Source organism: Rhodococcus sp. GB-02 (assembly GCF_053470465.1).
In genome coordinates, this window is the sequence record NZ_JBPUKE010000001.1 from 2,315,585 (window position 1) to 2,339,484 (window position 23,900).

Here is a 23,900-nt window from a genome sequence, read left to right on the forward strand (position 1 = left end):
ATTGCGTGTGAAGGCGCACCATGGACCGATGACGGAACCACTGGCGCTCGCGTCGAAGCGTGGGCGTTGGGTTGTCGCCGCTACCGTTCTCGGCTCGAGCATGGCTCTCCTCGACGGCACCGTCGTCAACATTGCTCTGCCGCATATCGGTGAAGACTTGGGTTCCGGTGTCGCCGGACTGCAGTGGACGCTCAGCGGATACACCTTGGCGTTGGCGTCGCTGATACTCCTCGGTGGTGCCCTTGGCGATCGGTGGGGTCGGCGACGGATATTCGTGTGGGGGACGGTCTGGTTCGCGGTCGCGTCGTTGCTGTGCGGAATTGCACCTGACATCACGTTTCTGGTGATTGCGCGGATCCTGCAGGGAGTGGGAGCGGCGCTCTTGACGCCTGGCAGCCTTGCCATCATCTCCGCGTCTCTTCGCGAGGAGGACCGCGGCGCGGCCATCGGTTTGTGGTCGGGTTTGGGTGGTGTCGCCGGCGCTATCGGTCCGCTTTTCGGTGGTTGGCTGGTGGAAGTGGCGGGATGGCGATCGGTGTTCCTGCTCAACATTCCGTTGGCGATCGTCGTGGTGTGGGCAGCGGTGCGCCACGTGCCGGAGAGCCGGGATCCGCATCCGCCCGAGCACCTGGACGTGGTCGGATCTGCCTGCGCAGTAGTCGGTCTCGGGGCGCTGACGTACGGGCTGATCGAAGTCAACCCGATAGTCGGGCTGGTCGGGGTGCTCGCGCTGTGCCTGTTCGTTGTGGTGGAACGTCGATCGCCGAGTGCGTTGGTGCCACCTTCCCTGTTTCGTTCGCGGATGTTCGTCGCGGCCAATCTGGTGACTCTCGCGGTCTATGCGGCGCTTGGTGGTGTGTTCTTCCTGCTCGTGCTGCAATTGCAATTGGTTGCCGGGTACTCGCCGGTGGCAGCCGGGGTCGCAACCGTGCCGATCACCTTGGCGCTCTTGCTGTTGTCGTCGAGAGCGGGAAGCTACGCCCAGACCCACGGACCGCGATTGCCGATGACGGTCGGGCCGGCCGTTGCCGCGGTGGGGTTGGTGCTGATGACGCGAATCGGCCCGGAAGCGTCGTACCTGACCGTCGTGTTGCCGGGAGTTCTGGTGTTCGGGCTCGGCCTGGCGGTGATGGTGGCGCCGTTGACCGCCGCGGTGCTCGGCTCGGTGCCGGTGGAGCAGTCGGGAATTGCATCCGGTGTGAACAATGCCGTTGCCCGCACGAGCCAACTTCTTGCCGTTGCAGCTTTGCCTGCGCTCGTGGGTATCGACGCCGAGAGCCTGGTCGATCCGACGAGTTTCTCCGACGGTTTCCGTTACGCGATGTACATCTGTGTGGCGCTGCTGTTGGTCGGTGCGGTGATCGCCGCAACGCTGATCCGCACTCCGACGGTAGAGCCTGTTGAGGAAGCGGATTCGGTTGCCTGCAAGCCGCATTGCGATCTGACGGGACCTGCAGTGCAACCGAATCCGATGAGGGACTAGACGCTGATGTCGCGATCTCGGCTGGGCACCAAGGGGATTGCCGCGGCGGGAAACGCTGCGACTATCGCGAAGGCGAGCGGGTAGCCGACTACGCCGATCAGCGCACCGACCACCGGGCCTACTGCTGACGCGGCGATGAACTGCCCGGTGTTCTGTGCGCCCAACGCTTTTCCTTGCCATTTCGGCCCGGCAGCCTCGGCGACGGATGTGAACGCCAACCCGTTGTCGGCGACGCTGACGGTGGTTGCCAACAGCAGGATCAATGCCGGAACGCCCCATGGCGCTGCGTCGGCTGCTGCCATTGCCAACATGACCGCAGATGCAGAAACCGCTACCAACCGCAGTGGGCCAACTCTGCTTCCGGCGCGATCACTCCAGATACCGACAACGATGCGTCCGAGCGCACCCACGAACTGGGAGATCCCGATCAGGAGACCCGCGGGCGCAGCGTCCCATCCTTGCTCGCTGATCAGCCAGACCAGACCGAATGTCGAAAGGGTGAACTGGGGAAACACCAGCAGTGCCGAGACGACGTGGATGCGCCAGAGGAACCAGTTCGAGCGATAGGGGTTGACCGTTTCGACCGGGATATCTGTGGGCCGCGCCGCCGGCCTCGGGGGATTGATCAATGCGACGGCACAGATCAGGGCGAGAACGCCGTTGAGAGCCACCGACAGTCCGACGGCCGAACCGATCCCGACGTTTGCAGCGAGAGTCGGGATGGTCAGCGACGCAATGGTCACGCCCAAGGGCTGGGACATCTGCCGGATACCCATGGCGAGGCCGCGCCGATCCTTGGGGAACCAGCCGACCACAACACGTCCGCTGGCAGCGTTGGTGCTCGCCGCTGCCATTCCGCCCAGCAGGAACGCGATTCCGAGGAGGGCGTAGTTGTCGGTGGTGGTTGCAGCCAGCGCAGCGATCGCCGTCAGGGCGAGCCCGATGGAGATGACCCATTTCTCGCCGAATCTGTCAGCCATCGCTCCCCACGCCACGAGCGTGAGAACCATACCGAAGGTGGGTGCAGCGGCCAGGGTTCCGGCCTGCGTCAACGAGAGACCGTGCTCGGAATGCAGCAGCGGGATGAGGAAGGCGGGGGTGCTGACGAAGACGGTGCCTGCTGCCTGGGCCGCGACGCCGATTCCGAGCATCGTCCACGCCTTCGGGGAGACTGCCGTCTTTTCCAACCGCGACGCCTGCGTCATGGTGCCCTCCGATTTCTACGCTGTTCGACGGTGCCCAGGCTACGCGCGCAGTTTCACATGTTGATACCAAAATCCCACTATTTGGTCGAATGTGGGCGTGCTGGGTTGCGACGTGCCCACCCCTTTTCGAGCGAACGGTACGACGATCGCCTTGGGTGCGCTGAAAGGTACGTTCGCTCGGGAAGGGGCTCAGCGACGGGGCAGGCGAACCGTGAAGACCGTGCGACCATCAACCTGGTCGACGCCGATGGTGCCGCCGTGCAAGTGCACGTTCTCGACGGCAAGGGAGAGTCCGAGTCCGCTGCCCTCGCTGCGCCCGCGCGCGGTGTCGACCTTGTAAAACCGCCGGAAGATCGCCTGCCGATCTTCCGGTGAGATGCCGGGGCCGTGGTCGACGACGGTGATGACGGAGAAACCGGGTTCGACGCTCAACTCGACGCGAACCGGGGGCGCTCCGTGGCGCAGTGCGTTACCGACGAGGTTGGCGACGACTATGTCGATTCGACGCGAATCCACTCTGGCACTGACATTTTCAAGTGCGCGGAGTTCGACGGTTTCGATCCAACCGCGGCTCTCGAGTGTACGCTCGGTCAATTCGACGAGGTCGACGTCGTCGAGGACGAGGTGCGCTTGCTGAGAATCGTGGCGAGACATTTCGATGAGGTCTTCGACCAGTCGAGTGAGTTTGCCGATCTCGCTGCTCACGATGCGAGCGGCAGCAGCGGTGTCGGGCGGAAGATTGGGGATCTCTTCACGGAGGATTTCGCTGACCGGAACCAATGCGGCCAGCGGCGTTCGAAGCTCGTGGGAGACGTCGGCGACAAACCTTCTCGACTGCTCTTCCGACTCTTCCAGGCCACGGATGACCGCTTCGTTGCGAGCGACCATGTTGTTGAACGTTGTTGTGACCTGGGCGAGTTCGGCTACTCCGTCTTCGGGGAGCCGGACGCTCAGGTCGCCGTCGGCGGCGCGGGCGGCGGCTTCGTCCAGGCGTTTGAGCGGACGGACAAGGGTCGACGCGATCCATAGCCCGAGCAGACCGCTCACCAACACGCCAGCGGCGAGAGTGAGGCCGACAGCTCGAAGCAGGTCGTCGAACTTGTCCTGCACTCCTACCAGCGGCCGGATGGTGACGGCTTTGACCAGTGTCTCGTTGTCGTAGCCGTCGTCTGCAGTCATGTCCATGACATTGACCGACATTCCCAACATGATGCGCTGGGAGTCGAGTCTCTCGAAGCGGATCAGTTTGGGACTGTCCAAACCGTCGTCGAAGCTGGGTGGGATCGTTGCCGCATCCACGGATCCTTGACGGATGACTTCGCCGTCGACGATCAGCGTCATGTCGGACTGGAAGATCTGTTGGAGGTTGTCAGGTGTCAACCCGTCTACCGGCGTTCCGTTGCTGTACTGCAGTTCGTCGCGAAATTGTGCCGTTGCCACGTCCTGAGCGTTGGAATAGATCCACGACCGCGCCATGAACGAGACGACGCCTGCGGTTGCCCCGGCGATGATCACGACGATTGCGATGAACACGAGCACGAGCCTGGTCCGCAGACCGTCGACCTGAAGCCAGGTCGGTCTCATCGGGCTGGGCTGGTGTTGAAGCGATACCCGAACCCGCGCACCGTTTCGATCACGGTCGGTGCGGCTGGGTCGTCCTCGATCTTTCCGCGCAGTCGCTGCACTGCTGCATCGACGATTCGGGAGTCGCCCAGGTATTCCTGGTCCCAGGCTGCGGACAACAACTGCCTGCGGCTGAGAACCTGTCCGGGGTTTTCGGTCAGCGCCAGTATCAGTCGGAGTTCGGTCGGGGTCAGGGTCAGCAGTGTCCCGGCTTTGCGTACCTGCAATGACGACCGATCCAATTCCAGGTCGCCGAACGTCACTGCACCCGAAGCCACATCTGGACGCGTCGTTGCGGGTGCGGAGCGCCGCACGACGGCTTTGATCCGAGCGTCGAGGACACGCGGACTGGCTGGTTTGACGACGTAGTCGTCGGCACCGGCCTCGAGGCCGGCAACGGTGTCGATGTCGTCGGATCTGGCGGTCAAGATGATGATCGGGATCGAACTGCGCGTACGGATGCGTCGACAGATCTCGTAACCGTCGGCTCCCGGCAGTCCGAGGTCGAGAAGGACGAGGTCCGTGGCGCCCAGGGCGTCGTCGAAATCGCCGTTACCGTCGGGGCGATGGCTGACGTTGTGCCCGAGTCGGTTCAGTCCCAACGTGATTGCCTCGGCCACGGCTGGATCGTCTTCTATGAAAAGAATGCTCACCATGAGCTCACCTTGGACTCGCCATGATCAGGGGCCTTCTGCGGTCGGAGGAATCTCGGTCAGCCAAGGGTACAGGGGTCACACTCGCGAGAGTCGCTCGTTGCCTGAGTCTGCCAGCACCGCATGCCGTGCGACGCTGGTGTTCAACGGGAATGCCGACACAGCGAGGGTGTAGCAGCCGACGAGCAGTAGCGCACCGATCACGTCACTCGGCCGGTGCCATTGCAGCACGACTACCGAGATCGCGGTTCCGATGGTGACCAACGCACCGTTGACCGCAACGACCGCCCGCCACCTCGAGGGTGCGACGATCACGATCGCGCAGACCAGAGCAGCGATGGCCGTCAAAGTGCCGCTGGGGAAGGAATTGTGCATCACCAGACCGTTCAGGTCCGGTCGGTCCAGCGATTGTTTGAGAACCCAGGCCGTCGTGATGGGACCGAGGGTCACGACGACGACGCGTAAAGCTAGCGCAATCGGGTTGTTGCGCAATGTGATCATGAGCGCCACGAGCACTCCTCCCACTATCAGTATCGGGGTGACGAGGCCGATGAATTCGGCGGAGAACACGCTGAGGCGTGCGGAGGTGGCCGCGCCCACCATGAGTTGTTGGTCGACGATCTGACCACCGGTGGTGTTGACCGCTAATTCGAATTCGACGACTCCGAGGATCAAGAGTGCCAGTGCGGCAATCAATCTCGCTGGTTTGACTCGTGTCATGATCAGCCTTCCGCTCTCTCGTCCGAAGGGCTGCTCAGTTGTGGCGGACATTCCCCGCCGGGAGTGGTTGCCAATTCGAAATGCCACATCTCGTTTGCATAGGTCTGGCAGAGGCCGTAATCGCTGCCGTGCTGTATGAGCCAGTCATCGGCGTCTGTCGGTCCGATGTCGACGGCTTGTCCGCTGACATGCTTCGACAGACTCGGGGAGTGCACCCACTTGGACGCATCGTCCACGCTGCCGTACTTGACGACGGCTTCGTCGAACAGTCGCTGTTGGTATGCCGCGGACCGCCAACCCGACGTGACGTGCATGTCCACCCCGGATGCCTGTGCGTCGGCCGCTGCCGACTGGAGCGCCGCGAGCAGTGCGGAATCGAGACGGGCCAGCGCGGGCACATGAGTGTCCTGCAAACTGATGCCGTCCTCGATCTCGCCGCCTGAAGGTCCTGAATCAGGCTGAGTGGCAAGGTAGTTACCGCTCTTCGGCTGTGCTTCTTCTGTGTACGAGCACGCGCTGAGCGTGACCGCACCGAGCACGACTGCACCGAGGGTGACGAAGCGGATGATTCCGCGGTGGCTGGGCATATATCAGAGAGTGCTCGGTCAGTGTCACCGGCAGATGGTCACCGTTCGTCGGCGGTGTCACGGTCTGCAACAGCTCTGTAACAGGACGGAACGGGGCTGGTGAGCGTGCGTTATGCGGGGCGCGGGATCGATGCGAAAGTCGAGAGTTCGAACCACGAAGGCAAGCTACGACGCAACGCTGTCGGCCCCGAAATGATGACGTCACCGGACCGTATTGCGTCCGACCAGGTCAGGTTACCCCGCCAGATCTCGGTCATCGGTCGCAACCCCGCAGAGACCGACACTGCAACGTCGAAACCTGGATCGATATCGCACATGTCCACCTCGCCGGAATTGATGACGAGCCACCAGTTCCGCGAATGTCCAGGCACTCCGGAGAACGCGAAGTGCACCACGGTCTTGCCGTCGGGCACCACGGAATGATCCACCCGGCGATGCATGTCCCACAGCAGCAGTTTCGGATCCAGATCTTCGTCGCCCAGCTCGCCGATCCATCTGGTGCCCCAGATGCCGAGAGCTTCGACCACAGGACGCAGTTCGCGGCCGGCGTCCGTCAGACGATAGCTGACGACGTAGTCGGTTTCTTCTCGCTCCACGATGCCGGCGACCGCGAGCTGGTGAAGCCGGGTCGAGAGCAGTGTCGGTGACATTCGAGGGAGCCCGCGGCGGAGATCGTTGAAATGCTCGCTTCCCATGATCAGTTCGCGGAGGAGAAGCAGTGTCCACCGCTCGTCGAGTAGCTCCATTGCCTTGGCAACGGGGCAGAACTGGTGGTACGAGGACCCCATCTCTCGATCGTAGGCCTCCGGGGTGCTCCGGTACAGATTTCGTACTGGAGAGGAGCGAACCGACGTCGTAGCGTCGAAGTAACGGCATCAACGTTGTTGTGCTCCGAGTACGAAAAATATTGAAGGAGAACGGTAATGAGTGAATCAACGGGAACGCTCGGGCTGGACCGGGAGCTGAAGGCCAAGCATCGGGCAATGTGGGGTCTCGGTAACTATCCGGCGGTGGCGACGCAGGTCATCGCGGAACTCGGACCTGTATTGGTACGTGAATGCGGCGTGCAGAAAGGAGATCGGGTGCTCGACGTCGCGGCAGGGTCCGGCAATGCGGCGATCCCGGCGGCTGCGCTGGGTGCGCAGGTGATCGCCACCGACCTGGCTCCCGAACTATTCGTGGCAGGAAAGGAGGCCGCGGCGCTCGCGGGTGTCGAACTCGATTGGCAGGAGGCCGATGCCGAGGCTCTTCCCTTCGGCGACAATGAGTTCGACGTGGTGCTCTCGTGTGTCGGTGTGATGTTTGCCCCGCACCATCAGCGTGCCGCGGACGAACTTCTGCGAGTATGCCGATCCGGCGGAAAGATCGGAGTGCTGAGTTGGACTCCGACGGGACTCATTGGCGAGATGTTCAAAACGATGAAGCCGTATGCGCCGCCGCCACCGCCCGGCACCCAGCCGGCGCCGTTGTGGGGCGACGAGAACCATGTTCGTGATCTGCTCGGTGATGTCGACGCCAGGACAGACGTACTGCGTGTGGAGGCATTCAGCGGACCGGAAGATTTCCGTGATTTCTTCAAGAAGAATTACGGGCCGACCATCGCGGTGTACCGGAACATCGGCGACGATCCTGCCCGAACGCAGGCGCTGGACCGAGATCTGCTCGAGTTGGCGAAAAAGTACGGCGGCGGAAGCGAGCCGTTCGTGATGGAGTGGGAGTACCTGCTTCTCACCGCGACACCCGATGAGGGAGGTGCATGATGACGACGGTCGAGTTCGCGCCGCTGAAATCTGCGATCACAGGTTCTGTGTTCAGCCCCCGAGATCCGGAGTACGACGACGCCAGGTCGATCTGGAACGGCCAGATCGATCATCGGCCTGCGGTGATCGCCCGGTGCCGGTCGGCGTCGGATGTGTCTGTGGCACTTGCATTTGCCAGAGCGCATTCGTTGGAGGTTTCGGTCAGAGGTGGCGGGCATTCCTACCGCGGCACGTCGGTGTGTGAAGGCGGTGTGATGATCGATCTCAGTGCGATCAACGTAGTAACCGTCGCCCCGTCAGCGAAGCGAGCCAGGGTCGGCGGAGGTGCGACCATGGCCGACCTCGACACGGCGACGCAGGAACACGGGTTGGCGGTGACCGGCGGAGTGATCAGTGATACCGGCGTCGGTGGCCTGACGCTCGGTGGTGGCATGGGGTGGTTGACCCGCACACTCGGCCTGGCGATCGACAATCTGGTATCGGCAGAGGTGGTGCTCGCCGACGGTTCGATCGTGCGAGCCTCCGAGGACGATCACAGCGACTTGTTCTGGGCTCTGCGCGGCGGCGGCGGGAACTTCGGAGTGGTCACCGAATTCGAGTACCGTCTGAGTGAGATCGGTCCGGAAGTGCATCTGGGACTGTTCTTCTGGGGGATGGAGGACGGGCCGGCAGCGCTTCGTCTGTGCCGCGAGGTGGTGCCTGCCCTGCCGGGAAACGCCGGTGCAATGGTTGCGGTCGGTTTGTCCGCACCGCCGGCACCGTTTGTCCCGGATCAGTTTCACCTGCTTCCCGGATACGCCTTGCTGGTAGCCGGTTTCGGATCGGAAGAGGAACACTCGAATGCGATTGCGCCGATTCGAGAAGGGGTGCCGACGCTTTTCGAATTCGTCACCCCGATCCCGTACACCGGTTTGCAATCGATGCTCGACGACTCGGAACCGTGGGGTGTGTACGCCTACGAGAAGGCTTTGGACCTGGTGGATTTCTCCGACGACGTGATCGATGTTCTGACCGAACAAGCGGGCAGGAAATCGTCGCCGATGTCGTTCATGCCGATCTTTCCGCTGCAGGGAGCTTTCACTTCCGTCGGCGAGGACGAGACTGCGTTCGGTGGTTCTCGCACACCACATTACGTGTGCAACATGACGGCAACGGCCACTGATACCGGAACGCTGGAATTGGACCGATCGTGGGTGCGTGAGACCTGGGAAGCGTTGCGTCCGTTTTCTTCCAATCAAGGTGGGTACGTCAACTTCATGACCGATGTCGACGAGGACCGAGTGCGAGCCTCCTACGGCGCGGCGAAGTATGCGCGATTGTCCGCAGTCAAGGCGAAGTGCGACCCGGACAACGTGTTTCACCTCAACGCAAATATTCTGCCTGCGTAAAGCGTGCAGTCAGAGTGTGAACACCTGTCAGACCGTGAATACCAGGATGACGACGATCAGCGCGGCCAAGATGATGACGGCAACCATGCCGGTCATGGCGAGGGGAGCCCAGGCCACTACCTTGTCGCGGGTGCTGGCATCGGCGGGTCCGGTCGGTATCCGCGGCGGCCAGGAGAACATGTCCATCGGACTGGGAACGTTCCGCAGTGGCGTGTTCTGTTGCACTGCAGGAAGTCCCGTGATCGTGGATCCGGTCAGGCGATTGCGGCGGTGTGGGTCGGCAAGTTGTGTGGTCCGGTGAGCCCAGGCCGGCACGGCGCCCTCGGACGAGTAGACGGGAGCGTCGATCAACTGCTCGATCGTGCCGCCGCCCGTCGCGGCTGCAGCGAGCGCGTCGCGTGCCTGAGCCATAGTCGGCCGTCGGGTGGGGTCCGGCTCGAGGAGCTGAAGGAGAACGTCGGTGAGCGGTCCGGACTTGGTGGGTCGGTAGATCTCGGCCTTGGCGACACGATGCAGGAGGGCGATGGCGTCCGAGTCGATGCCGAAGGGCGGCTGGCCCTCGATCACCGTGTAGAGCGTCGACCCGAGTGAGAAGACGTCGCTGGCCTCGGTGGGGTCGTCGCCGCGGGCAACTTCGGGCGCGAAGTACGCGGGAGTGCCGGTGATGACCTCGTCCTGGGTGTCGGACACGTCGCTCTTCGCGCGGGCGATGCCGAAGTCGCTGATCTTGACGGTGCCGAGGGACTTGCCTCGGTCTGCGATCAGGATGTTGCCGGGTTTGATGTCGCGGTGGACGATGCCGGCGGCGTGCGCTTCGGTGAGTGCCGCAGCGATCTGGGCGCCGATCTGCGCGACTTCGAGTGGTGGCAACGTATCGGCCAGGTTCATGGCCTGAGCGAGGCTGCGGGCCGGGAAGTACTCCATGACCAACCAGGGTTCGCCGGACTCGATCGCGACGTCGTACATGGCGATGGAGTGGGGATGGGTGAGCTTTGCGGCGTTCCTGCCCTCGCGCAATGTGCGTTCGCGGACCTCTTCGGCCGTTTCGGTGTCGAGGCCTTCCGTGCTTGTGACCTGTTTCACCGCGACGTCACGGCTGAGGAGGGTGTCGCGGGCCAGCCAGACGGCGCCCATCCCTCCGTCGCCGATCTTGGAGCGGAGTCGGTACCGCCCCGCCAGCAGGTATTCGGGCCCGATGCCCCTCCCGGTCTGCTCCTGAGCTGTCACATCTCAAGGTTAATGGATTGATGCCACTGTGACGCTCGAGGCTCCTGTGAACTGGGTTTTTGGCTCTGCTTGACGTGTCGGGGGTGACACGGTTTACTGAAAACAGTTCGAAAATATGTTCGAAATTGCTGTTCGTTGGATGCATGTCAAACCCGACTTCCCCGCGGTTTGCCGGCTGGTTATGGATTGCGACCAGTGAGTTTTTTCCGGTGTTCCGGAGGATGGGGATGACCGAGGTGACCGAGTTGGTAGAGCTGTCGGCAGATGCGGCGGGGTTGTCCCGTCAGGATCGGCTGGCACAGCTCCGCCGACAGATCGCGTCCATTCCGTCTCGGGGCGATACGTCGTTCTCCGGACCGAGTGCGTCTGTTACCGGTGTGTCCGCTACCGGTGTTTCCGGGACAAGTGCAGCAGCGTCCGAGAGTGTTGCGGACAGGGACAGGCCGGTCGTGGACCGCGCGCACAAGGCTGGTGTTCTCCCGGTGCCGGAAGGTATCGGGGCATTGTTGCCGCAGGGCGGTTTGGTACGCGGAACCGTGGTGTCTGTCGACGGCGCGGCATCCTTGCTTTTGGGATTGGTCGCGTCGGTGACGGCGTCCGGAGGGCATGTTGCAGTCATCGGGCAGCCTCGACTGGGATTGCTGGCGGCGTACGAGATGGGTGCGCAACTGGAACGTCTGGCACTCATTCCGGCGCCTGGGCCGGATCCGGTCGAGATCGCCGCTGTGCTGCTCGACGGTATGGACCTGGTGATTCTGGGATTGGCGGGCGCATCGGTATCCCCGTCGCGTGCTCGGGCGGTAGTGGCACGCGCTCGGAGCAAGGGCTCGACTCTTGTTGTCACCGAAGGTCACTGGGACGGAGCCGAGGTTCGGTTGGACGCTCGGGTTCATGGTTACGGTGGGTTCGGTCAGGGCCGGGAGTTGGGGCGTGGTCGGCTCAGTTCCCTGAGCCTCGCGGTTCGTGCACGGGGGCGCTCGTTCCAGCCCCGGACCACGCGCCTGGACATCTGCAGTGCAGCCGGGCGGGTCGAATGGGTGCCTTCCCGGCCGGTGGAGGCTGTGTCGGAGCAGGTGGTGTCGGAGCAGGTGGTGTCGTCGCAGGTGGTGTCACTGTGAGCAGAGTTCTGGCGTTGTGGTGCCCGGACTGGCCGGCGGTGGCAGCGGCAGCACTTGCCGATCTTCCGGCAACACATCCCGTCGCGGTTACCTCGGGTAATCGGGTGATCGCATGTTCGGCGACGGCCCGCGCGGAGGGAGTTCGCCGAGGACTGCGTCGACGCGAGTCGCAGGCCCGCTGCCCGGAACTGTATGTGGCGACGGCAGATCCGGAACGCGACGCCAGATTGTTCGAGCCGGTCGCCGCGGCCATCGATGCGGTGGCGCCGGGCGTCGAGGTACTCCGTCCTGGTTTGTTGGTGCTCAGTGCGCGAGGTGTCAGTCGGTACTTCGGTTCGGAGGAAGCCGCGGCGGAACGATTGGTGGATCAGGCATCTGCTGCGGGCGTCGAGAGTCAGGTGGGTGTGGCGGATCAGCTGTCCACGGCGGTCATTGCCGCGCGCCGGGCAGCGCTGGTGCCGCCGGGGGAGGGAGCACGGTTTCTGGCGCCGCTACCCATGCCGGAGTTGGCGGCCGAGCCCAGCCTCTCTGCGCCGCATCGCGGGGAGTTGGTGGATCTGCTGCGCAGGCTCGGTATCAGGACCATCGGTGCTTTCGCAGATCTACCGGCAGTGGACGTCGCTTCGCGTTTCGGTGCCGATGCGGTGCTCGCGCATCGTGCGGCGCGCGGTGAGCCCGAGCGGCCACCGTCGGCGCGGACGCTTCCGCCGGATCTGGAAGTGGAGCAGCACTACGATCCGTCGATCGAGCGGGTGGATGCCGCAGCGTTTGCCGGGCGCGCCTTGGCGAGTCTGCTGCACGACAAGCTGTCCGCCGCCGCGGTGGCGTGCACGCGTCTGTCGATTTCGGCCAGCACGGGTAACGGTGAAAATCTCTCTCGGACTTGGCGTTGCGCCGAACCTCTGACGCCGGAGGGAACGGCCGATCGAGTGCGTTGGCAACTGGACGGCTGGCTCACCGGGCGCAGTGAGACCCGGCCGACCGCAGGCATAGCGGTGTTGCGTCTGGAGCCGGTGGAGGTGGTCAGTGCCGGTGCCTTGCAGTTGGGGCTGTGGGGCGGTGTCGGCGACGAGGAGGAGCGGGCCAGGCGAGCATTGGTGCGCGTGCAAGGTCTTCTGGGCGGCGAATCGGTTCAGGTCGGTGTCCTGAGCGGTGGTCGAGGGCCCTCGGAGCGAATTACCTTGTTGCCCTTGGGAGACGAGCGGGTAGCTGCCCATGATCCGACAGCCCCGTGGCCTGGTCGTCTGCCGCAGCCGTCTCCGGGGTCGATTTTCGTCGACAATCCCAAGGTATGGCTGGGGGATGTGACCGGCAACGCCGTGTACGTCACTGAGCGCGGTGTCTTCAGCTCGCAGCCGGGAAGGCTGAAGTGGGGGAGCAAGGAATGGGCAGTGCAGGGATGGGCCGGGCCCTGGCCGGTGGACGAGCGATGGTGGGACGCAGCCTCGGCGCGCACGGCCGCGCGGGCTCAGGTGCTGTTGGAGGAATCGCGTGCGTTGCTGATGATCTGTGAAGGCGGTGGATGGTCGGTGGAGGGTGTGTACGAATGAACTCACGGGTATAGCCAGCTGTACCTGAATGGTCGAGTCGACTGTACGAACAGTAGGGGCGCTGGCGCCATCGTACTGACGCCGTCGGGCACCTAGCGTTGATGACATTCAAAAACTCACTGTTGCAATGATTCTCGTCGTTGCAACTCTTCGCGAGGAGTGTCATGAAAACGGCGGGCAGATCTGACGTTTCCGGAACCGATCGACTTCACTACCAGCCGACGGAACTACACGACGCACAACTTCTGGCGTACGACGAGACCGGCGAAGGCCGGATCGTGGAGGTGTTCGGGGACGTCGCCACAGCCGAGCACATCATGATCTTCGTGCCAGGCAACGACAACGGACTGGGAAACTACTTCGACGAGAACCGTCCGACCGGCCCACGCGCGAGCGGATGGACACTGGGAAGGATGCTCCGAACGCTCGGGCCGAACGACCGCGTCGCGGTGATCGTATGGGTCGGTTATCGGACGCCGTGGGGATTCCTCGAGTCGTTCTCTCGGACACTTGCAGAACGCGGTGCGATAGATCTGGCGCGGTTGACTCGTATCCTGCCGCGTTCGGCGCATGTCACGCTCGTCGGACACAGCTACGGGGCGGTGGTGTGCGGACTCGCTCTCCCGTCGGCGCGGGCGGACGATTGCGTGGTGCTGGGCAGTCCGGGGATGGGTACCAGTTCGCGCGAGGACCTGTGCTTTGCCGGAAATCTCTGGGCTGCGCTTGGTCCGTCGGACTGGATCCGGTATTTCCCACGCGTGAAGATCGGCCGCCTCGGGCACGGCTCGTCGCCAGTTCGGGCGGAGCACGGAGCCATAGTTTTCGACACCGGCGGCATTCGAGGGCATTGCGGATACTTCGCCGATACAAGCGAGTCGCTGCGCAACATCGCGAGGATCGGGCTCGCTCGCTACGGCGAGATCACGAGACCAGGGGAGCTGCCGCCTCGGCTGACCGCGTCAGCAATCCGCGAGGACAGGTCTATCCTGGGAACTCGTGAGTGTCGCTAACGTACGAAGTGCCGGCGGGGTCCAGATCAGCTATCGCGATTCCGGCGCGCATCCCAGTGTGGCCGATCTGCCTCCGGTAGTTCTCGTGCACGGGATGGGCGGCGACAGCGGTACCTGGGACAAGTTCGCGCGGACCTTGCGTTCGCGCAACCGACGAGTCGTCTCGGTCGATCTTCGCGGCCACGGCCGGAGCGCTCGGGCGTCGTCGTACCTGTTCGACGAGTTCGCGGACGACGTCATGGACGTGTGTGATCATCTCGAACTCGATCAGGTGGATCTGGTCGGCCATTCGCTCGGCGGGCACGCGGCGTCGTTGATCGCTCAGAAACGTCCCACTGTGGTACGGAAGTTGGTCATCGAGGAAGCGCCGTTGCCACTACGCGCAGGTGACCCGGAACAGGTGTTCGCGAGGAAATTGCCGAGTGTGCCAGAACTGTGGCACGCCACAACAAGTTTGGTGCGACATCCGCGAGCCGCGCTGACGTTCGATCGCTCGATGACGCGGTCCGCGCTCGAGCAGTTCCGCCGACCGGATCCGCAGTGGTGGGATCGCTTGCCACTCATCGAGGCCGACATGTTGTTCCTGCGTGGAGGTCTGGGCGGGATGGTGGACCCCGTTCGCCTCGACGCTGTTGCGGCCACTGTCGCGCGCTGCGAATTGGTCTCCTTCCGCACCGGCCACAGTGTCCACCGCGACGGGCATCGCCAATTCGAATCCGTTGTGTTGCCGTTCATTTCCTGAAAGTGGAATATCCGATCAGTTCCGGGAACAACCCATCCACAACGCGTGCGGCACCGAATGTACTTCCATGCACACCAACGGCAACGACTGGTCCGCACACGAATACGTCGACGCGGTAGCACGATCCGTTCACGGTGAGACAGTTCGATGGCCGCAGGGTCCGAGCACGGATGCGGTGATCGTTCTCCCCGTTCATGCCCGAAACCATCCGGGGAAGAACGCAGTTCTGCTCTGGAATCACGACTTCGGTTGGTCGTGGGGCGTCGAGGAGGCTGATGTGCGAAGGACGATTTCGATAGTCGACACTCTCGGCATCGGACGGACACCCGATCCGCTGCGCTGTGCGGATCGGGTAATCGAGCTGATCAGCGCTCAGGCAGTTTGCTCGAGCATGTGTAGCGAACACTGATTCGGTCAACTCTGGGGCGACAACGGCTCCGAGAGGACGACGCCCGTGAATCCAGAGAACGTTCCAGCCTCGCATTGTCATTCACTGCCGCGCCGGACGTTCCTCGGTGGCGTCGGTGCTCTTGTCCTCGCCGGAGTGGCAGACGTCGCAACCGGCGCGGTGAGCGCGGCGTCGGCACACGCAGCGCCCGCCGATCGGTTTCCACAGAAACCCAACATCGTTGTCATCATCACCGATCAGGAACGCCGGCCGATGTACTGGCCGCAGGGCTGGGCTGATCAGAACCTGCCCCACCGCAAGAGGATTGCCGATCACGGGCTGACATTCGACCAGGCGGTGTGCAACACCGCGATGTGCTCGCCGAGTCGCAGTACGTTCTTCACCGGCCTCTACCCCGCGCAGCACGGGGTCACGAGAACGCTCACCGAAGGCGGCACCGTTTCACCCACCGAGCCACAGTTGCAGGTCTCCGAACAGAACATGGCAAAGCTGCTGGCGTCGGCCGGCTACAACGTCCAGTACCGGGGGAAATGGCATCTGAGCAAAGGCGTCGACGGCGGTGATCCGACAAGCGAGGACGTGGCGGGATTCGGCTTCGAAGGGTGGATTCCGCCGGACGCTGGCCAGGACACCAATCCGGATCATTTCGGCGGCGGGTGCGCAGACCACGACCGCCGTGTTGCCGAGGAGGCAGTCGATTTTCTCTCCGGACCAGCAGTCACGTCCGGACAGCCCTGGGCGCTGATCGTCTCGTTCGTGAACCCACACGATGTCCTCGCGTACCCCCAGACCTGGAATGCGATGAACGGAACGTGCGACAACTACGGATCGGACGCACCAGGCGCCTTCGAGCAAGGTATCGACCTGCCGCCCACCTTCGACGAGATCCTGGCGCTCAATCACAAACCGACGGCACAGGTTCAGTCGGAATTGCTGCTCGCAGCCGGGCTCGGGCCGCTGCTCGGACCCGATCAGGCGCGCAACTACATCAACTTCTACGCCTACATGCACAAGGTGGTCGACGAACACATCGGCAGCGTGCTCGACGCGATCGAAGCCACCCCGCAGATGCTCGACGACACGGTAATCGTTCGGATGTCCGACCACGGGGAGATGGGGATGAGCCACGGAGGTTTGCGGCAGAAGGTGTTCAACGCCTACGAGGAAACGCTGCGCGTTCCACTGGTCATCAGCAACCCCTTGCTGTTTCCCGAGCCCGTTCGCACCGACGCCCTGGCGTCGCTGATCGACGTGATGCCCACGCTCGCCACGCTCGCCCAAGCGCCCGCGCGTGAATCGTGGAACTTCTTGGGCACTGATCTGACGTCGGTCATCGTCGACGCTGCGGCCTACCCGCAAAGTCCCAGCGCACAGGTTCAGGACACGATCCTGTTCACCTACGACGATCAGAACTGCGCAACGCCCGACGGTCAGAACATCGTCACGCAGCCTAATCACATTCGGTGCATACGTGAGAGTCGATGGAAGTACACGATGTACTTCGATCCGGCGGGAGTTGCTGCGCCGCAATACGAACTCTACGACTTACAGGCCGACCCCTTGGAACTGAACAATCTAGCCAATCCGCTCAATATCGGCTCGTATCGGCCGGATCTGGCGGCTCAGATGAACGCCAAGCTCTTCGCAGTGATGGAGACCAAGGGCGTTTCTCTGAAGGAATAGATCGAATTTCGCCAAAACTGATTCACGTTTCAGTTCTGCGGGCATGCTGATGGGGCATCTGTCTTCGGTTCGGGAAGAAGGAATGTCATGACTGTCACCTCGCCGGGGCGAGAAGGTTTCAATACTCTTCGGTCGGGAGGGTTGAACTGGGATTCGTTCCCACTCCGATTGTTCACCAAGGGAAATGCCAAATTCTGGAACCCAACCGACCTCGATTTTTCCCAGGATGCCCGCGACTGGCAGGAGCTGACCAGCGAGCAACAGCGCAGCGCCACCTTCCTGTGCGCGCAGTTCATTGCCGGTGAAGAAGCCGTCACCGAAGACATTCAACCGTTCATGAAAGCGATGTCGACCGAGGGCAGGTTCGGCGACGAGATGTACTTGACGCAGTTCTGTTTCGAGGAAGCCAAGCACACCCAGGTATTTCGGCTGTGGATGGACGAAGTGGGATTGACCAGTGACCTGCATTCCTACGTCGCTGACAATCCGTACTACCGGCAACTGTTCTACGAGGAGCTGCCGTCGTCGCTACGCATTCTCGAGACGGATCCCAGCCCGGTCAACCAGGTGCGTGCCAGTGTCACGTACAACCACGTCATCGAGGGCAGTCTGGCGTTGACGGGCTACTACGCCTGGCAGAAAGTCTGTGCGACGCGCGGAATCCTGCCTGGCATGCAGCAATTGGTGCGAAAAATCGGTGACGACGAACGACGGCACATGGCGTGGGGGACGTTCACCTGCCGAAGGCACGTCGCCGCCGACGATCACAACTGGGACGTCGTCCAGCAGCGGATGGGTGAACTCATGCCCATGGCGCTCGGAATGATCAACTGGGTCAACGATCAATTCGAGGTGCAGCCGTTCGGTTTGGACAATCAGGAGTTCCTCGAGTATGCCGCAGACCGTGCGCAGCGCCGACTTTCGGCGATCGAGTCTGCGCGCGGGCGCGACGTCGGCGAGATCGACCTCGACTATTCGCCGGAGACTCTCGAGGAAAAGTTCGGGGCAGAAGATGCTGCTGCGATGAGTGAGGCGGCCGGCTGAAATCGAGTTCTATTGTGGTATTTCTCCAGCGTCCGGGTGGGCAGTCGCAGTTCTCGCCGTCGTTGAGCGGGCCGCGGCCCCGGGTGCCCGCGCTTCGCGCAGTAGTCGATGCGGTGGCGGCCGATCCGGCGGGGGAGTACTCGGTCGATGAACTGGCTGTCCTGGCGCATCTGAGCCCACGGCATTTGACGAGGCTCTTTCGCGAGGAACTCGGTACGACGCCGGCCAAATACGTCGAGTTGATTCGTTTCGATTCCGCGAAAGCGCTCCTCGATGCCGGTCACTCGGTGACCGAAGCCGCGCGGTTGGCGGGATTCGGCAGTTCGGAATCCCTACGCCGAGCATTTTCGATGCATCTCGGAATCTCGCCGCAGGTGTACCGTCGTCGTTTTCAAGCTTTCGGCTGAGACTGACTCTCGTGCTTGCCTTGTGGCGTGCTCATGCCCTGCTTGTCGAGCCAGACAAGGCTGTAGTCCGCGATTTCACGCCAGCCGTGGTCGATGGTCAGAGAATGCCCCCGATCGCCGAAGACCTTGTATTCGTTGATCGTCGGGGCCTTGGCGTACTTCTTGAACGAGCTGTCCGAACTGGCTTTCGGGACTGTGCGATCCTTGCCGCCGCCGATCATCAGAAGGGGTCCACGTTGCGTGTTGAAATCCACTACAGCGGGGCTGTGAGGCGCGAAGTTGGCGAGTGCTGCCTCGAACAACGGCCGACCAGGGGCGGGAATCGCATACTGCTCGAACAAGGCGTCGGACTCGTCCTTGGACACGGCGCTGGCAAAGGACTTGTGAAACGACTCTCTGTTGTGTGAGTATGCCTTCCGGTAATTCCCGGGGTTGGACAGGACCGGGAAGACGCTGCCCAGTTGAACGAGGGAAGTTTCAACACCCCTTTGGGCTGAGCCGGGTCGATGGCAATTGCCGCGGTCGCCAACTTCTGGCCCAGCAGTTTCTGCGCGATCAAACCTCCGAACGAATGCCCCACCACGATCGGTGGTTCGTCGAGATCGGCGATCACCTTGGCGTAGTGATCCGTCACGTCGTCGATGCCGTGTCCCGCGATGTCCTCCGGGTGTTCACGCGTCTCACCCACCGTCGACGCGTCCCCTGGCCACCCCGGCGCCATCGTGGGGTACCCCTGCGTGTTGAAAACCTGCGCCCAGGGATCCCAGGTAGTCGGGTGCATCCAGAGTCCGTGGATGAACAGAACAGTCGGGTTGGACTTGGGCGACATGCGCGCTCCCCGCTATCGGACCGATGATCGATACGGGATGCCCGCTTTTTGCAACCTCACGCACATTTTCGGCGAGCTTTTCCGTCGGGTCGTTCCGTTCTGTTGTGCGAAGATGGCACGATCGTGGAATGGCACCAACTGGATCTGCGAAGGCGATGGCACTGTGGACGACCGCTTTTGTTGTCTCACAAGCGAATATTGCTCGCCTACTCGGGCCGGTGGCTCCCAAAGTATTGGAAGTGCAGACGGCGTTCTCCGCTCGCCGGTACGTCGAGATCTTGGACTCCATGGACGCGGAGGCCACGGAGCGATTTCGTAGTCACTACTACCCCGACTTCGTACATCCCGCGATCTACGCGATGGCTTTGCGGTCAGCGGGCACGAGGCTCGGGGAGCGGGTTCCCCTTTCCTCCGCAACTCGGCGCGTCCTTGCCGTCGCGCCGGTACTGTCGGCGGCCGGCGACTACGTCGAGAACGTGGTCGGACTCCATTTCCTCGATCATCGCGACAGCATCACCGACTCGGGGGTTCGCGCCGCTTCGACCGTCAGTATCGCCAAATGGGTGCTCGCACTCGGAACGCTCGGATATTTGTCGCAGGGTTTTGTCAGAGTATGGGTATCGCGAATGTGAGGAGCACTGATGGCAGTCGAACTCGATACCGAATACTTCGCAGACGGAGAAGAGTTCCGTCGATGGCTGTCCGAGAATCACGAGGTGGTCCCCGGCCTTTGGCTGAAAATGGCCAAGAAGACCTCGTCGCACAGCTCGATCGACTACGACCAAGCGTTGGACGTTGCCCTGTGCTTCGGCTGGATCGACAGCCTCGCACGGCGAATCGACGACGATTTCTTCGTACAGAAGTTTTCGCGACGCACCGCGCGGAGTCCGTGGTCCAAACGCAACGTCGAGATCGTCGCCCGCCTCGACGCCGCGGGACTTCTCGAGCCATCCGGCATCGCCGAGATCGAGAAGGCCAAGGCCGACGGTCGCTGGGATCGCGCGTACGAGGGAGCAGCCAAGGCCGAGGTGCCGAAGGACTTTCTCGATGCGGTTGCGGAAAATTCGAAGGCTCGCGAGTTCTACGCGACGCTCAATTCCACCAACCGATTCACCATCGCGTACCGACTGCAGGAGGCAAAGCGTCCGGAGACGCGAGCCAGGCGGATCGAGAAGTTCGTGAACCAACTCGCGGAGGGCAAGAAGTTCTACTGAGCTGACTGGGACGGCTGATCGACTTTCAACGTGGCTGACACAATAGGGCTCGTGATCGAAGCCGAAACCTGTTCCGCGCTGTCTGCCGTCGACGAACCGCTGGCAGGCAGCGCTGCCGTCGTGCGGGGTTGGGTGTGCCTCGAATTCAACGCAGCCTGGGGTCGTGACGTGCTGGACGGAACGGCGTTGGGGGACGAGCTCGCCACCGAGCTGAGCCGACGAGCCGACGCTGCCGAGGTACGAATCATGTTCATTCGGCGACCAGGCCGCACCGATCCGCTGACTGATGGACACACGGTCTTGCTCGCGCGCTCCGATCCGAGCGACTCGTGGTGCGAAAGGTTGCGCATCGATTCACCGATAGACCTACTCGACGTCGATTTCTCCCTGATGGATGGGCCGCCACCAGGATTGGGCGAGCAGGTGACCGAGCCGGTGGTATTCGTCTGCGCTCACGGCAAGCGTGACCAGTGCTGCGCTGTGTTCGGCAGGCCGATTGCCGCAGCGCTGATGTCGTCCTTCGGACCCCAGGTGTGGGAGTGTTCGCATACCGGCGGGCACCGATTTGCGCCGTCGATGATCCTGCTGCCGAGCGGCAATACATACGGCCGTCTGTCCGCAAGTGAGAGTGTCACGGCCGTGGAGATGGCTTCCCGAGATCAGGTCCATTTGCCAGGCCTCCGTGGACGGAGTTGTTGGTCTCCTGCGGGGCAGGCTTCGGAAATTGCTGTGCGACAACAAATCAGCTGTGGAATCGACGACTTGGCTGTCATCGAGCAGGCGAGTGACGGGACATGCGTCGTCGCACATGTGGACGGCCGGCGATGGGCGGTGGAGACTGCAATCTCCGAACTCGCGCCGCGTCCACCGAGTTGCGGCGCGGCGCCCAAGCCGGTCAGGCCGGTTGTCGTCACATCGATTCGAGACCTGTGATTCCCTCGACGGTTTTATACGATCAGTCTTGATGAACTCGGGCGTGGGTCAGCGCTACTGCAACAGGAGCGCAATGACTGCGGGCGGTAATTGACGTTGTCCGAGGAGGTTTACTCGTTGGCATCCGTCGAGTTCGACTGCGATCCGCGTGCCCCCCGATCCGTCGGGACGAAGTACGTCGATCGAAGCGATGCGTTGAGCGACGAGATCGCATGGGCCTGCCGGTGGCGCGGTGGATGCAACCTCCATCAGATCCGTACTCTGCTGGCGTGACAAGCGGATTCGGGACTCGGGCAGCGGTGGTTCGGTGGAATAGCGGCACACCTGGAGCCGGCCGACATCGAAAATCGGCGTAGTCAAGGCTGTTTCGGTTAATGGGCGTATGTACGTGTCGTCGTACGCTGCCATGCGATCCACGTCAGTTTCAGTGGTCGTTTCGAAGAGCTGTCCGATCGACTCCGCGCAGGTTCCGGCGTCATCGGAGGATATGCCGGCGACCAGATGCTGCTCGCGGCTGGCCTCATGTAATTGGCTCAGGGCTACGTATGGTTGCTCTTGCAGGCCACACGGCTTGGTCGGCCAGGTAGGTCGTATGGCCGCTCCGGCTTCGTCCAGCAGCCACAAACCGGCTGGCAAGAGGTGGCGGTATGCGCAACTGGCCTGGACGTTGGCAGGAAATCGACGAGACTGTTCGCGGAATGCATCGTCCACCGCGTGGATGTCCCCCTCGAGGCGTATGGAGTCGATGGTCAACCCACCGTCGGACGTTTCTCCGCGTTCGCATCGAACAACGGCAACGGGGCTGAAATCAGGAGGCGGGTAACCACTTCCCTCGGGGCGAAGTGCGATGCTGCTGTCGCGTGCCTCGGGGGCTACGAGCGCGGCGGTGATATCAGGGGCGAGGCAGTCTGCCCGATCGACCGCCGTCGCGACCGGTGGAGTAAAAGATTCATAGTCTCGAACGCCGGTCCAAACCAACGCAACGGCGACGACACTGACGACGACGATGAAGACCCCAGCTATGAAACGTCCACTCATACAGGAACACTATGTGCCTTTGCGATGGAATGAGGCGAAGTCCCGACCAGTGCCGGTGCGAAGTAGCATCGCAGCTATGACTGTCGATTTGGTTGCTCCTGACGAGGCCTTGTGGGCGTCCTGGTTGGAGTCGCGTGACGAGTGGGGCGGACCGCAGGCGGATCAGCCCGGTTCGGCCTTGGGAGTTGCGCAACGTCTAGATCTCGACCTTGCATCCCGCGATGGATTCGGGCAATGGGTGCAGGAGTTGTTGGCGCAGCCTGAGGCGTTACCAGGGCCCGACATTGTCCCGGCAACCAACTGGTGGATCGTTCGAGACGGCAGGTACCTCGGTGCTATCCAGTTGCGACACAGCTTGAATGAGTTCTTGGCCGATGTCGGTGGCCATATCGGCTACGGGGTCCGGCCGTCGGAACGCCGGAAAGGGATAGCGTCGACTGCTCTGCGGGAGGTGCTCACGTATGCCGGCGACCCGGTGGGGCTCAGTCGCGTCCTGATTACCTGCGACGAATCGAACGCGGGTTCGCGTAAGGCAATCGAAGGGTGTGGTGGTTTACTCGACAGCGTGCGCCCAGCTGATCAGTTGTCGCGCAACCTCGGTCATACGGGAGATACGCTTCGCTACTGGGCAGCCACGGGCCAATCAAGCGTCAGTTGACCGTTTTTGACCGTCAACGGGAAGTCGCGGTCGCAGGGTAGGCGACACGGGACGCGATGCTTTCGCTGAGGTCGTGGATTTCTGCGGCGAGGACGTCTCGGCTCTTCGTGTCCGACTCGTGAACGAAGGTTGTCGATCCCAATGTGGCACCGCAATATTCGATGATTCCGCGTTCGATCTGTGTCCGGAAGGCCTCGTACACGCCGTGTCGGTCGAAACTCTCGGCGTCGTCACCTGCGACTGGAATCAGGTGGACGGTGAGTCGGTCCAGTTTCTTCACGAATTCGCTTCCCGGGGTGAATTCGTACGCCCATCCGCTGACGAAGACTCGATCGATCCAACCTTTGAGTAGAGCCGGCATCGACCACCAGTACGTAGGAAACACGAGAATCAGATCGTCTGCACGATCGATTCGGTCCTGCTCGGCTACAACATCAGCCGGGGAAGTCCCGTTGCCGCGGAAAAGGTTCACATCGGCTTCGGAGAATCGGGGATCGAAATTTTCGGCATGTAGGTCCGCGACGTCGACGTCGCCGCCCAGGTTGCGGATCGCGTCGGCGGTAGAACGAGCGACATGCTGGGTCAGCGAGTGTGGATCGGAATGGGAACTGTGGACATG

Annotated in this window: 24 protein-coding genes and 2 pseudogenes; 15 read left to right on the forward strand and 11 right to left on the reverse strand. The window is 62.5% G+C overall.

Annotation, left to right across the window (positions count from 1 at the left end; all coding sequences use genetic code 11):
• The first annotated feature begins 28 nt into the window (after positions 1-28).
• Entirely contained in the window at positions 29-1,483 is a 1,455-nt protein-coding gene (locus tag ACSW29_RS10925) for an MFS transporter (RefSeq protein WP_448277204.1), read from the forward strand.
• On the opposite strand, the gene ACSW29_RS10930 is transcribed toward ACSW29_RS10925, so the two are convergent.
• The 6 genes from ACSW29_RS10930 to ACSW29_RS10955 form a co-directional block, all read right to left on the reverse strand.
• Entirely contained in the window at positions 1,480-2,688 is a 1,209-nt protein-coding gene (locus ACSW29_RS10930; RefSeq protein WP_317825285.1) for an MFS transporter, read from the reverse strand. The genes ACSW29_RS10925 and ACSW29_RS10930 overlap by 4 nt on opposite strands.
• Positions 2,689-2,877: 189 nt before the next feature.
• Positions 2,878-4,272: an ATP-binding protein gene (locus ACSW29_RS10935; RefSeq protein ID WP_230812296.1), complete on the reverse strand. Its 1,395-nt coding sequence runs from the start codon at positions 4,270-4,272 to the stop codon at positions 2,878-2,880.
• A complete protein-coding gene (locus tag ACSW29_RS10940) occupies positions 4,269-4,967 on the reverse strand; it encodes a response regulator transcription factor (protein WP_448277205.1) in 699 nt (232 codons plus the stop codon). The genes ACSW29_RS10935 and ACSW29_RS10940 overlap by 4 nt, the downstream gene beginning before the upstream one ends.
• A gap of 75 nt (positions 4,968-5,042) precedes the next feature.
• Positions 5,043-5,684, reverse strand: coding sequence for a phosphatase PAP2 family protein (locus tag ACSW29_RS10945; protein ID WP_448277206.1), 642 nt, complete (start codon positions 5,682-5,684; stop codon positions 5,043-5,045).
• A 2-nt stretch (positions 5,685-5,686) separates the two neighbouring features.
• A complete protein-coding gene (locus tag ACSW29_RS10950; protein ID WP_448277207.1) occupies positions 5,687-6,271 on the reverse strand; it encodes a M15 family metallopeptidase in 585 nt (194 codons plus the stop codon).
• Between the two features lie 110 nt (positions 6,272-6,381).
• The gene (locus tag ACSW29_RS10955; RefSeq protein WP_230812300.1) at positions 6,382-7,059 is read right to left on the reverse strand and encodes a winged helix-turn-helix transcriptional regulator; all 678 of its coding nucleotides are present in this window, start codon (positions 7,057-7,059) and stop codon (positions 6,382-6,384) included.
• Between the two features lie 135 nt (positions 7,060-7,194).
• Between ACSW29_RS10955 and ACSW29_RS10960 the strand changes: the two genes are divergently transcribed.
• Together ACSW29_RS10960 and ACSW29_RS10965 are read left to right on the forward strand one after the other, a co-directional pair.
• Positions 7,195-8,031, forward strand: coding sequence for a class I SAM-dependent methyltransferase (locus ACSW29_RS10960; RefSeq protein WP_448277208.1), 837 nt, complete (start codon positions 7,195-7,197; stop codon positions 8,029-8,031).
• Complete coding sequence (locus ACSW29_RS10965; protein ID WP_448277209.1) at positions 8,028-9,419, forward strand: FAD-binding oxidoreductase; 1,392 nt, start codon at positions 8,028-8,030, stop codon at positions 9,417-9,419. Before ACSW29_RS10960 ends, ACSW29_RS10965 begins: the two co-directional genes overlap by 4 nt.
• Before the next feature lie 27 nt (positions 9,420-9,446).
• Here the strand turns inward: ACSW29_RS10965 and ACSW29_RS10970 are convergent, their stop codons facing one another.
• Positions 9,447-10,646, reverse strand: coding sequence for a serine/threonine-protein kinase (locus ACSW29_RS10970; RefSeq protein ID WP_230812303.1), 1,200 nt, complete (start codon positions 10,644-10,646; stop codon positions 9,447-9,449).
• A gap of 227 nt (positions 10,647-10,873) precedes the next feature.
• Between ACSW29_RS10970 and ACSW29_RS10975 the strand changes: the two genes are divergently transcribed.
• The 8 genes and pseudogenes from ACSW29_RS10975 to ACSW29_RS11010 form a co-directional block, all read left to right on the forward strand.
• A complete protein-coding gene (locus ACSW29_RS10975; protein WP_448277210.1) occupies positions 10,874-11,764 on the forward strand; it encodes a hypothetical protein in 891 nt (296 codons plus the stop codon).
• A complete protein-coding gene (locus ACSW29_RS10980; protein ID WP_317825293.1) occupies positions 11,761-13,314 on the forward strand; it encodes a DNA polymerase Y family protein in 1,554 nt (517 codons plus the stop codon). Before ACSW29_RS10975 ends, ACSW29_RS10980 begins: the two co-directional genes overlap by 4 nt.
• A gap of 164 nt (positions 13,315-13,478) precedes the next feature.
• Positions 13,479-14,324, forward strand: a complete 846-nt coding sequence (locus ACSW29_RS10985) for an alpha/beta hydrolase (RefSeq protein ID WP_448277211.1) — start codon at positions 13,479-13,481, stop codon at positions 14,322-14,324.
• The gene (locus tag ACSW29_RS10990) at positions 14,311-15,066 is read left to right on the forward strand and encodes an alpha/beta fold hydrolase (protein ID WP_230812307.1); all 756 of its coding nucleotides are present in this window, start codon (positions 14,311-14,313) and stop codon (positions 15,064-15,066) included. Before ACSW29_RS10985 ends, ACSW29_RS10990 begins: the two co-directional genes overlap by 14 nt.
• Before the next feature lie 67 nt (positions 15,067-15,133).
• The gene (locus tag ACSW29_RS10995) at positions 15,134-15,475 is read left to right on the forward strand and encodes a DUF6292 family protein (RefSeq protein WP_230812308.1); all 342 of its coding nucleotides are present in this window, start codon (positions 15,134-15,136) and stop codon (positions 15,473-15,475) included.
• A gap of 45 nt (positions 15,476-15,520) precedes the next feature.
• The gene (locus tag ACSW29_RS11000; protein WP_448277212.1) at positions 15,521-17,158 is read left to right on the forward strand and encodes a sulfatase-like hydrolase/transferase; all 1,638 of its coding nucleotides are present in this window, start codon (positions 15,521-15,523) and stop codon (positions 17,156-17,158) included.
• 87 nt (positions 17,159-17,245) lie between these two features.
• A complete protein-coding gene (locus ACSW29_RS11005; RefSeq protein WP_448277213.1) occupies positions 17,246-18,202 on the forward strand; it encodes a R2-like ligand-binding oxidase in 957 nt (318 codons plus the stop codon).
• Positions 18,203-18,213: 11 nt separating this feature from the next.
• A pseudogene (locus ACSW29_RS11010) lies at positions 18,214-18,609 on the forward strand (helix-turn-helix domain-containing protein); the annotation flags it as partial.
• Here the strand turns inward: ACSW29_RS11010 and ACSW29_RS11015 are convergent.
• The gene (locus ACSW29_RS11015) at positions 18,594-18,974 is read right to left on the reverse strand and encodes a hypothetical protein (protein WP_448277443.1); all 381 of its coding nucleotides are present in this window, start codon (positions 18,972-18,974) and stop codon (positions 18,594-18,596) included. The pseudogene ACSW29_RS11010 and the gene ACSW29_RS11015 sit on opposite strands and share 16 nt — an antisense overlap.
• Positions 18,863-19,438 carry an alpha/beta hydrolase gene (locus ACSW29_RS11020; RefSeq protein WP_448277214.1) on the reverse strand — a complete coding sequence of 192 codons (576 nt, stop codon included), beginning with the start codon at positions 19,436-19,438 and terminating at the stop codon, positions 18,863-18,865. Before ACSW29_RS11020 ends, ACSW29_RS11015 begins: the two co-directional genes overlap by 112 nt.
• A 128-nt stretch (positions 19,439-19,566) precedes the next feature.
• Here ACSW29_RS11020 and ACSW29_RS11025 point away from each other — a divergent pair, with 128 nt between their 5' ends.
• The 3 genes from ACSW29_RS11025 to ACSW29_RS11035 are packed head-to-tail and all read left to right on the forward strand — an operon-like array spanning position 19,567 to position 21,585.
• On the forward strand, positions 19,567-20,070 hold the full coding sequence (locus ACSW29_RS11025; RefSeq protein ID WP_317825297.1) for a hypothetical protein: 504 nt from the start codon (positions 19,567-19,569) through the stop codon (positions 20,068-20,070).
• 9 nt (positions 20,071-20,079) lie between these two features.
• A complete protein-coding gene (locus ACSW29_RS11030; protein WP_317825298.1) occupies positions 20,080-20,652 on the forward strand; it encodes a YdeI/OmpD-associated family protein in 573 nt (190 codons plus the stop codon).
• A gap of 30 nt (positions 20,653-20,682) precedes the next feature.
• The gene (locus ACSW29_RS11035) at positions 20,683-21,585 is read left to right on the forward strand and encodes a sucrase ferredoxin (protein ID WP_411742503.1); all 903 of its coding nucleotides are present in this window, start codon (positions 20,683-20,685) and stop codon (positions 21,583-21,585) included.
• A 54-nt stretch (positions 21,586-21,639) separates the two neighbouring features.
• Here ACSW29_RS11035 and ACSW29_RS11040 read toward each other — a convergent pair whose 3' ends face one another.
• Positions 21,640-22,623, reverse strand: coding sequence for a hypothetical protein (locus ACSW29_RS11040; RefSeq protein WP_448277215.1), 984 nt, complete (start codon positions 22,621-22,623; stop codon positions 21,640-21,642).
• 76 nt (positions 22,624-22,699) lie between these two features.
• On the opposite strand from ACSW29_RS11040, the gene ACSW29_RS11045 reads away from it, so the two are divergent.
• Positions 22,700-23,281 (forward strand): GNAT family N-acetyltransferase, encoded by a 582-nt coding sequence (locus tag ACSW29_RS11045; RefSeq protein WP_230812317.1) that lies wholly within the window; start codon positions 22,700-22,702, stop codon positions 23,279-23,281.
• A gap of 13 nt (positions 23,282-23,294) precedes the next feature.
• Here the strand turns inward: ACSW29_RS11045 and ACSW29_RS11050 are convergent.
• Positions 23,295-23,876 (reverse strand): annotated as a pseudogene (locus ACSW29_RS11050) (NAD(P)H-dependent oxidoreductase); the annotation flags it as partial.
• Positions 23,877-23,900 lie beyond the last annotated feature (24 nt).